Origin of the sequence: Streptomyces sp. NPDC047072, from assembly GCF_040643855.1 — a bacterium.
Classification (GTDB): domain Bacteria; phylum Actinomycetota; class Actinomycetes; order Streptomycetales; family Streptomycetaceae; genus Streptomyces.
This window is the reverse complement of sequence record NZ_JBEYVC010000271.1, coordinates 1-9,526: the sequence shown is the minus strand read 5'-3', so window position 1 is coordinate 9,526 and position 9,526 is coordinate 1. Positions and strand designations below refer to the sequence as shown.

Annotated in this window: 8 protein-coding genes; 7 read left to right on the top strand and 1 reads right to left on the bottom strand. The window is 72.0% G+C overall.

Annotation, left to right across the window (positions count from 1 at the left end):
* Positions 1 to 56: 56 nt before the first annotated feature.
* Positions 57 to 752, top strand: a complete 696-nt coding sequence (locus ABZ896_RS50335; RefSeq protein WP_360945440.1) for an endonuclease V — start codon at positions 57 to 59, stop codon at positions 750 to 752.
* 75 nt (positions 753 to 827) lie between these two features.
* Entirely contained in the window at positions 828 to 986 is a 159-nt protein-coding gene (locus ABZ896_RS50330; protein ID WP_360945437.1) for a hypothetical protein, read from the top strand.
* 7 nt (positions 987 to 993) lie between these two features.
* On the opposite strand, the gene ABZ896_RS50325 is transcribed toward ABZ896_RS50330, so the two are convergent.
* On the bottom strand, positions 994 to 2,172 hold the full coding sequence (locus tag ABZ896_RS50325; protein WP_360945434.1) for a saccharopine dehydrogenase NADP-binding domain-containing protein: 1,179 nt from the start codon (positions 2,170 to 2,172) through the stop codon (positions 994 to 996).
* Positions 2,173 to 2,353: 181 nt separating this feature from the next.
* Between ABZ896_RS50325 and ABZ896_RS50320 the strand changes: the two genes are divergently transcribed.
* From ABZ896_RS50320 to ABZ896_RS50300, 5 genes are all read left to right on the top strand, one after another.
* On the top strand, positions 2,354 to 3,508 hold the full coding sequence (locus ABZ896_RS50320) for a CaiB/BaiF CoA-transferase family protein (RefSeq protein WP_360945431.1): 1,155 nt from the start codon (positions 2,354 to 2,356) through the stop codon (positions 3,506 to 3,508).
* A complete protein-coding gene (locus tag ABZ896_RS50315; RefSeq protein ID WP_360945428.1) occupies positions 3,505 to 4,647 on the top strand; it encodes an acyl-CoA dehydrogenase family protein in 1,143 nt (380 codons plus the stop codon). The genes ABZ896_RS50320 and ABZ896_RS50315 overlap by 4 nt, the downstream gene beginning before the upstream one ends.
* 21 nt (positions 4,648 to 4,668) lie before the next feature.
* Positions 4,669 to 5,883, top strand: a complete 1,215-nt coding sequence (locus ABZ896_RS50310; RefSeq protein ID WP_360945425.1) for an acetyl-CoA C-acetyltransferase — start codon at positions 4,669 to 4,671, stop codon at positions 5,881 to 5,883.
* A gap of 35 nt (positions 5,884 to 5,918) precedes the next feature.
* The gene (locus ABZ896_RS50305; RefSeq protein ID WP_360945422.1) at positions 5,919 to 8,096 is read left to right on the top strand and encodes a 3-hydroxyacyl-CoA dehydrogenase NAD-binding domain-containing protein; all 2,178 of its coding nucleotides are present in this window, start codon (positions 5,919 to 5,921) and stop codon (positions 8,094 to 8,096) included.
* 251 nt (positions 8,097 to 8,347) lie between these two features.
* Positions 8,348 to 9,526 (top strand): thiamine pyrophosphate-binding protein (locus tag ABZ896_RS50300; RefSeq protein ID WP_360945419.1); only part of this gene is annotated, 1,179 nt, incomplete at its 3' end.

Here is a 9,526-nt window from a genome sequence, read left to right as displayed (position 1 = left end):
GGTTGCTGCCGCGGGATCTGGACGTGGAGCACGGTGAGATCACGCCGAGCCTGAAGCTGAAGCGGCCGGTGGTGGAGCGGGAGTACAAGCACCTGGAACAAGCCCGTGCCGTCCAGGACGAGTTGCGAGGGCGGGTGGTGCTGGACGAGCCCGGCCCGCCGCCCGGCACCGGGCACGTCACCGGCGTCGACGTCGCCTACGACGACGAACGGGACGTCGTCGCGGCGGCCGCCGTGGTCCTGGACGCGGCCTCGCTCGCCGTGGTCTCCGAGGCGACCGCCGTCGGCCGGATCTCCTTCCCGTACGTGCCCGGACTGCTCGCCTTCCGCGAAGTCCCCACGGTGCTGGCCGCGTTGGACGCCCTGCCCTGCGCCCCCGGCCTGGTCGTCTGCGACGGCTACGGCCTCGCCCACCCGCGCCGCTTCGGCCTCGCGAGCCACCTCGGCGTCCTCACCGGCCTGCCGACGATCGGGGTCGCCAAGAACCCGTTCACCTTCGCCTACGACGATCCCGGGGCCCGGCGCGGTGCCTGGTCGCCGCTGCGCGCGGGCGCGGACGAGGTGGGACGGGCCCTGCGGACACGGGAGGCCGTGAAGCCCGTCTTCGTGTCCGTCGGACACCGGGTGGGCCTCGACAACGCCTGCGCGCACACGCTCGCGCTCACCCCGCGCTACCGGCTGCCGGAGACGACCCGGCGGGCGGACGCGCTGTGCCGGCGGGCGTTGCGGGAGGCGACCGGCGCGGGGGAGTGAACAGGGGGTCTGAGTACGTCGTCTGAGTATCTGTACGGATGTGCGGGTCCCCGCGTCACCGACAGGCTGTCCACCATGACGACGCACCGCATGACCCACCGCTCCCACAAGCCCCTCACGGACCCGAACCGCCCGGTCGAGCGCGCCGTGACCGCCGCGCTGGTCCTCGGCGTGCTCGCGGGGGTCGGCTGGATCGTCGGCATGGTCTACACGGTGGCCGGGTGGTCCTTCTAGCGTGCCGTCAGCGGTCGGCGGCCACCCGGAAGGTGATCCCGGCCCGCCGCAACCGCTCGATCAGCGCCTCGCCCATCGCCACCGCCGTGGTGACCTGACCCGCCGTCTCCGGCAGGTCGTCGAAGGCCAGCGACAGCGCCGACTCGGCGAACATCTTCGCCGTCTCGTCGTACCCGGGGTCGCCGCCCGCGACCTCGGTGAACACCCGTCGCCCGCCGCCCTCGCCGACGAACCGCACCGAGAACCAGCTCTTCGCCCGCTTCTCGGCGCTCGGCCCGTCCCCGGGCTTGAGCCGGTCCGACAGCCAGCGCCGGGCCGGCGGCACCTGGGCGGCGGCGAACAGCGCGCCGACGGCCGCGACCCCGCCCACCGCCATCGGCAGCCGTCGTACGGCCGCGTAGTGGCGGTAGCGGAAGTCGGGCCCGTAGCGCTCCAGGACCTTCGCGGAGCGCCGCACGATCTGCGCGTCGATGGTCGGCAGCGGCAGCGCCCACGCGCCGATCTCCTGGGCGTACCGCGGTGTCCCGGTCGGTGCCGTCGCCCGCCGCCCCACCAGGCGCGGCTCGTGCCGCCCGCGGTCCCGCGCGGCGGCGATCATCTGCCGGCCGCGTGCGAACTGGCCGAGCGCGGAGGCGAGGGTCCCGCCGGAGAACGTGGCGTCCACGGTCACGAACCCGTCCACGGTCAGCGGTACGCCCTCCGGCAGCTGACGGACCGTGAAGTACGCCCCCAGGTCGTGCGGGATGGAGTCGAACCCGCAGGCGTGCACCAGCCGTGAGCCCGTCTCACGCGCGCGTGCGTCGTGCCGGACGTACATCAGGTCCACGAACTCCGGCTCCCCCGTGAGGTCGAGGTAGTCCGCGCCGGTGTCCGAGCAGGCGGCGACCAGCTCCTCGCCGTACTGGACGTACGGCCCCACGGTCGTGGCCACCACGCGCGCGTGCCCGGCGAGGGCGCGCAGGGAGGCAGGATCGGAGACGTCGGCGGTGAGCACGCCGATCTCCGTACTGCCCGGCAGCCGCTCGGCGAGCGCCCTCAGCCTGTCCTCGCTGCGGCCCGCGACCGCCCAGCGCAGCTCCTTCGGCGCGTGCGCGGCCAGGTACTCCGCGGTGAGCGTCCCCACGAAGCCGGTCGCTCCGAAGAGCACGATGTCGTAGGGACGGTCCGTCCTTTTCAGCCTGCTCATGACACTCCTGGATCCCGCCGCACGCGCCGTTGTCGGTGGCCGAGGCTAGCGTGAGGTGTACGGAGCGATCTACCGGGGGGTAAAGATGTCTAAGCGCTTGCTCGCCAGGTCTTGTGTCCGCTGGGACGCGTTCTTAGCATCGCTGGTGTTACATCAGTTGTGTCACGCCAATGGGGGCTGGATGACAACGGCAACGACGCCCGGGCACGGCCCGCTCTCCGGCGTGCGCGTTCTGGAGCTGGCCGGGATCGGGCCCGGCCCGTTCGCCGGGATGCTCCTCGCGGACCTCGGCGCCGACGTCGTCCGCGTGGACCGCCCCGGCGGCATCGGGCTCTCCATTCCGCCCGACCACGACATCACCAACCGCAACAAGCGCTCGGTGATCGTCGACCTCAAGGCGGCCGACGGCCCCGCCCGCGTCCTCGACCTCGCCGCACGCGCCGACATCCTGGTCGAGGGCTTCCGCCCCGGCGTCGCCGAGCGCCTCGGCGTCGGCCCCGAGGACTGCCACGCGCGCAACCCCGCGCTCGTCTACGGCCGGATGACCGGCTGGGGCCAGGAGGGGCCGCTGGCCCACCGCGCCGGGCACGACATCGCCTACATCGCCCTGACCGGCACCCTCGGCATGATCGGCGAACCCGGCCGCCCGCCCGGCGTCCCCGCCAACCTCCTCGGCGACTACGCGGGCGGCGCGCTCTACCTGGTCGTCGGCGTCCTGGCCGCCCTGCACCACGCGCGCGCGTGCGGCACCGGCCAGGTCGTGGACGCCGCCATCGTCGACGGCACCTCCCACCTCACCGCGATGATCCACGCCATGGTCGCCGCCGGCGGCTGGCAGGACCGCCGGGCCGCCAACCTGCTGGACGGCGGCTGCCCGTACTACGGCACCTACGAGACCTCCGACGGCAGGTACATGGCGGTCGGCTCCCTGGAACCGCAGTTCTACGACGCGTTCCTGGACCTGATCGGCCTGCCGGACTTCGCGGACGCCCGCCGGGACTGGACCCGCTGGGGCGAGCTGCGCGAGGCGGTCGCCGGGCGCTTCAAGTCCCGTACGCGCGACGAGTGGACGGCCGTCTTCGAGGGCTCCGACGCGTGCGTGGCGCCCGTGCTGTCCCTGCGCGAGGCCCCGCACCACCCGCACCTCGCCGCCCGCGGCACCTTCACCGACCACGGCGGCATCACCCAGCCCGCGCCCGCGCCACGCTTCTCGGCGACCCCGACGAGCGTGCGCAAGGGGCCCGCCCGGCCCGGCGCTGACAGCGCGGAGGTGGCACGCGACTGGGACGTACCGGATCTCGAGAAGGACCCGAACTCCCTGAAAGGCCCCGAATGAAGCGGCAGCTCTTCGCCCCCGAGCACGACGCGTTCCGCGAGACCGTGCGCGCCTTCCTGGCCCGGGAGGTCCTGCCGCACTACGAGCAGTGGGAGAAGGACGGCATCGTCTCCCGCGAGGCCTGGCGGGCGGCGGGCAAGCAGGGCCTCCTCGGGCTCGCCGTGCCCGAGGAGTACGGGGGCGGCGGGACGACCGACTTCCGCTACGCCACCGTCCTGGCCGAGGAGTTCACCCGCGCGGGCGCGCCCGGCCTCGCCCTCGGACTGCACAACGACGTCATCGGCCCATATCTGACCGGCCTCGCCACCGAGGAGCAGAAGCGCCGCTGGCTGCCCGGCTTCTGCGACGGCACCCTGATCACCGCCATCGCCATGACCGAGCCCGGCGCGGGCTCCGACCTCCAGGGCATCCGCACCCACGCCGAGGACCGCGGAGACCACTGGGTACTCAACGGCTCCAAGACGTTCATCTCCAACGGCATCCTCGCCGATCTGGTGATCGTCGTCGCGAAGACCACCCCCGAGGGCGGCGCGCGCGGACTGTCCCTGCTCGTCGTCGAGCGGGGCATGGCGGGCTTCGAGCGAGGCCGCAACCTCGACAAGATCGGCCAGAAGGCGCAGGACACCGCCGAACTGTTCTTCCGGGACGTGCGCGTGCCGAAGGAGAACCTCCTCGGCGAGCGCGACGGCGCCTTCGTGCACCTGATGACGAACCTCGCCCAGGAGCGCCTGAGCATCGCCGTCTCCGCGATCGCCGCCGCCGAGCACCTCCTGGAGATCACCACCGCGTACGTCAAGGAGCGCGAGGCCTTCGGGCGGCCGCTCGCCACCAAGCAGCACATCCGCTTCGAGGTGGCCGAGATGGCCACCGAGTGCGCCGTCACCCGGACGTTCGTCGACCGCTGTATCGAGGACCACTCCGAAGGACGGCTCGACGCCGTGCACGCCTCCATGGCCAAGTGGTGGGCCACCGAACTCCAGAAGCGCGTCACCGACCGCTGCCTCCAACTGCACGGCGGCTACGGCTACATGAGCGAATACCCGGTCGCCAAGGCCTTCACGGACGGCCGTATCCAGACCATCTACGGCGGGACGACCGAGATCATGAAGGAGATCATCGGCCGTTCCCTGCTGGGCTGACCCTCGTCGAAAGGCTTTCTCGTGAGCACCGAAGCGTATGTGTACGACGCGATCCGCACCCCGCGCGGCCGCGGCAAGGCGAACGGCGCCCTGCACGGCACCAAGCCCATCGACCTGGTCGTCGGACTGATCCACGAGATCCGGGCCCGCTTCCCGGACCTGGACCCGGCCGCGATCGACGACATCGTGCTCGGTGTCGTCGGCCCGGTCGGCGACCAGGGCTCCGACATCGCCCGCACCGCCGCGATCGCCGCCGGACTGCCGGACACGGTCGCGGGCGTGCAGGAGAACCGCTTCTGTGCCTCGGGCCTGGAGGCCGTCAACCTGGCGGCCGTCAAGGTCCGTTCGGGCTGGGAGGACCTCGTCCTCGCGGGCGGTGTCGAGTCCATGTCCCGGGTGCCGATGGCCTCCGACGGCGGCGCCTGGTTCAACGACCCGATGACCAACCTCGCCGTCAACTTCGTGCCGCAGGGCATCGGCGCGGACCTCATCGCCACCATCGAGGGCTTCTCGCGCCGTGACGTCGACGAGTACGCGGCCCTGTCGCAGGAACGCGCGGCAGTGGCCTGGAAGGACGGCCGCTTCGACCGCTCCGTCGTCCCTGTGAAGGACCGCAGCGGACTGACGATCCTCGACCACGACGAGCACATGCGCCCCGGCACCACCGCCGACTCCCTCGCCAAGCTCAAGCCGTCCTTCGCGGACATCGGCGACCTGGGCGGCTTCGACGCCGTGGCCCTCCAGACGTACCACTGGGTGGAGAAGATCGACCACGTCCACCACGCGGGCAACTCCTCCGGCATCGTCGACGGCGCCTCCCTGGTCGCGATCGGCTCCAAGGAGGTCGGCGAGCGGTACGGGCTGCGCCCGCGCGCGCGGATCGTCTCCGCGGCGGTCTCCGGCTCCGAGCCGACCATCATGCTCACCGGTCCCGCCCCCGCCACCCGCAAGGCGCTCGCCAAGGCCGGCCTGACCATCGACGACATCGACCTCGTCGAGATCAACGAGGCCTTCGCGGCCGTCGTCCTGCGCTTCCTGCGGGACATGGGCCTGTCGCTGGACAAGGTCAACGTCAACGGCGGCGCGATCGCCCTCGGCCATCCGCTCGGCGCGACCGGCGCGATGATCCTCGGCAGCCTCGTCGACGAACTGGAGCGCCAGGACAAGCGGTACGGCCTCGCGACCCTGTGCGTCGGCGGCGGCATGGGCATCGCCACGATCGTCGAACGCGTCTGACCCCCACCCCACGGATCACACGGAGCACCTCTCACATGAGCACTCAGTCCACCACCATCCGCTGGGAACAGGACCGCACCGGCGTCGTCACCCTCGTCATCGACGACCCCGACCAGTCCGCCAACACCATGAACCAGGCGTTCCGCGACTCCCTCGCGGTGGTCACCGACCGCCTGGAGGCCGAGAAGGACACCATTCGCGGTGTCATCATCACCTCCGCCAAGAAGACCTTCTTCGCCGGCGGCGACCTACGCGACCTCATCCGGGTCACACCCGAGACCGCGCAGGAGCTGTTCGACGGCGGCCTCGCCATCAAGCGCAATCTGCGGCGCATCGAGACCCTCGGCAAGCCGGTCGTCGCGGCGCTCAACGGCGCGGCCCTGGGTGGCGGTTACGAGATCGCCCTCGCCTGCCACCACCGGATCGCCCTGGACGCGCCCGGCTCCAAGATCGGCTGCCCCGAGGTCACGCTCGGCCTGCTGCCCGGAGGCGGCGGAGTCGTCCGTACGGTCCGCATGCTGGGCATCACGGACGCCCTCCTGAAGGTCCTGCTCCAGGGCACCCAGTACGCCCCGCAACGCGCCCTCCAGAACGGCCTGATCGACGACGTGGCCACCACACAGGACGAACTCCTCGCCAAGGCCCGCGCCTTCATCGACGCCAACCCCACGTCCCAGCAGCCCTGGGACAAGCCCGGCTACCGCATCCCCGGCGGCACCCCCGCCAACCCCAAGTTCGCGGCGAACCTCCCGGCCTTCCCCGCGAACCTCCGCAAGCAGACGGGCGGTGCCCCCTACCCGGCCCCGCGCGCCATTCTCGCCGCCGCGGTCGAGGGCTCCCAGGTCGACTTCGAGACCGCCCAGGTCATCGAGGCGCGCTACTTCGTGGAACTCGCCGCGGGTCAGACCTCGAAGAACATGATCCAGGCGTTCTTCTTCGACCTCCAGGCGGTCAACTCCGGCGCGAACCGCCCCCAGGGCATCGCCCCGCGCCAGGTCCGCAAGGTCGCCGTCCTCGGTGCCGGGATGATGGGCGCGGGCATCGCGTACTCGTGCGCCCGTGCGGGCATCGAGGTGGTCCTCAAGGACGTGACGCCCGAGTCGGCGGCCAAGGGCAAGGCGTACTCCGAGAAGCTGTGCGCCAAGGCGGTCTCCAGGGGGCGTACGACACAGGAGAAGGCGGACGCGCTCCTGGCCCGGATCACCCCCACGGCCGACCCCGCCGACCTGGCCGGCTGTGACGCGGTGATCGAGGCGGTCTTCGAGAACCCCGAGCTCAAGCACAAGGTGTTCCAGGAGATCCAGCACGTGGTCGCCCCCGACGCGCTGCTGTGCTCCAACACCTCCACGCTTCCCATCACCGTGCTCGCCGAGGGCGTGGAGCGCCAGGCCGACTTCATCGGACTGCACTTCTTCTCGCCGGTCGACAAGATGCCGCTGGTGGAGGTCATCAAGGGGGAGCGCACCGGCGACGAGGCGTTGGCCCGCGCCTTCGACCTGGTCCGCCAGATCAGGAAGACGCCGATCGTCGTCAACGACTCCCGGGGCTTCTTCACCTCCCGCGTCATCGGACACTTCCTCAACGAGGGCGTGGCGATGGTCGGCGAGGGCATCGAGCCGGCGTCGGTCGAACAGGCGGCGGCACAGGCGGGCTACCCGGCGAAGGTGCTGTCGCTCATGGACGAGTTGACGCTCACGCTGCCGCGCAAGATCCGCAACGAGTCCAAGCGGGCGGTGGAGGAGGCGGGTGGTACCTGGCCGACGCACCCGGCGGAGGCGGTCATCGACCGTATGGTCGACGAGTTCGGGCGCGAGGGGCGCAGTGGCGGGGCGGGGTTCTACGACTACGACTCGGCCGGCAAGCGGGTGGCGTTGTGGCCGGGGCTGCGCGAGCACTTCACGCGTGCGGGCGCGGAGATTCCCTTCCGGGACATGCAGGAACGCATGCTGTTCTCGGAGGCCCTGGACACGGTCAAGCTGCTTGAGGAGGGTGTGCTGACGTCGGTGGCCGACGCGAACATCGGCTCCATCTTCGGGATTGGGTTCCCGGGGTGGACGGGGGGTGTGTTGCAGTACATCAACGGCTATGAGGGTGGCTTGGCGGGATTCGTCGCCCGCGCGCGGGAGTTGGCGTCGAAGTACGGCGACCGCTTCACGCCTCCGGCGCTGCTGGTGGAGAAGGCGGAGAAGGGGGAGCGGTTCGGGGGCGTCTGAGGGGCGTTGCCGGGTGCGGGTGCGTGGGGGCTGGTCGCGCAGTTCCCCGCGCCCCTTGGGGGGTTTGACCCGTCCGGCATTTGTAAGGCGAGGCATCCTCGCGCCCCTGGGTGGGTTGACTCGTCCGGCGTCTGAGCGCGAAGCCCCTCGCGCCGTACCGCTCAGCGACACGCCCCCCTTGCCGCCCGCGCTCCCGCCCGCGCACCCTGACCTGCGGACCGCCGAACGCCCCCACCCCCGGAGGAGCCGCCATGGGACGTCGACCCGCTCTCGCCGTCCTGGACATCCTCCGGACCGAAGGCGTGGACCGTGTCTTCGGCAACCCCGGCACCACCGAACTGCCCTTTCTCCAGGCCCTGTCGGAGTCCCAAGACGCCCCCGAGTACGTCCTCGGCATCCACGAGGGTTCCGTCGTCGCCATGGCCGACGGGTACGCCCGCGCCACCGCCCGCCCCGCCTTCGTGAGCCTGCACATCGCCGCCGGTCTCGCCAACGGCCTCATCGGGCTGCTCAACGCCCGCCGCTCCCGCACCCCCCTCGTCGTCACCGCGGGGCAGCAGGACCGCCGCCACCTCCAGCAGGACCCGATGCTCTCCGGCGACCTCATCGGCCTCGCGACCCCCGCGGTGAAGGCGACGTACGATGTCCAGCACGCCCGCGACCTCCCCCTCGCGCTCCGCCGGGCCTTCGCCCTGGCCCAACGGCCCCCGGCGGGCCCGGTGTTCCTCTCCGTCCCCATGGACCTCCTCCAGGAGGACACCGAGGTCGAGGTCCCGCCCCGCACCCCCGCCCCACCCCTCGGCCCGGCGCCCGGCATCGAACGCGCGGCCGTCCTCCTCGGCAACGCCCAGCGCGCGGCGATCGTCGCCGGCGACGGCATCGGCCGCGAGGACGCCCTGGGCGCGATGATCCGCACGGCGGAGGCCTGCGGCGCCGACGTCCACCATCAGCCGATGAGCGACTGCCTCAACTTCCCGACCACGCACCCTCTTTACGCCGGCATGCTGCCACCCCGCCACGACGCGATCCGCGCCGCGCTGGAGCCCTACGACACCCTCCTGATCGTCGGCGCGCACGCCTTCACCCCGCACCACTACACCCCCGGCCCCGCCCTGCCCCCCGGCCTCACCGTCGTCCAGCTCGACTCCGACCCGGACGAGATCGGCCGCAACTTCCCCGCCGACACCGGCCTGGTCGGCGCCCTCGGCCCCTCTCTGCACCGCCTCGCCGACCTGCTCCGCGACCAGGTGCCCGAGCACACCGCCAAGTCCCGTGTCCTGCACGCCGGTGAGCGCCACGCCGTCGACCGGGACCGCGCCGACTCCGCCGCCCGCGCCGCCTACTCCCCGGCCAGAGCGCGACCGCCGACAGCGAGAAGGTCCGCACCGAGGCCATCGAGCGCGCCACCACGCTGCGCCGGCAGGCCGAGG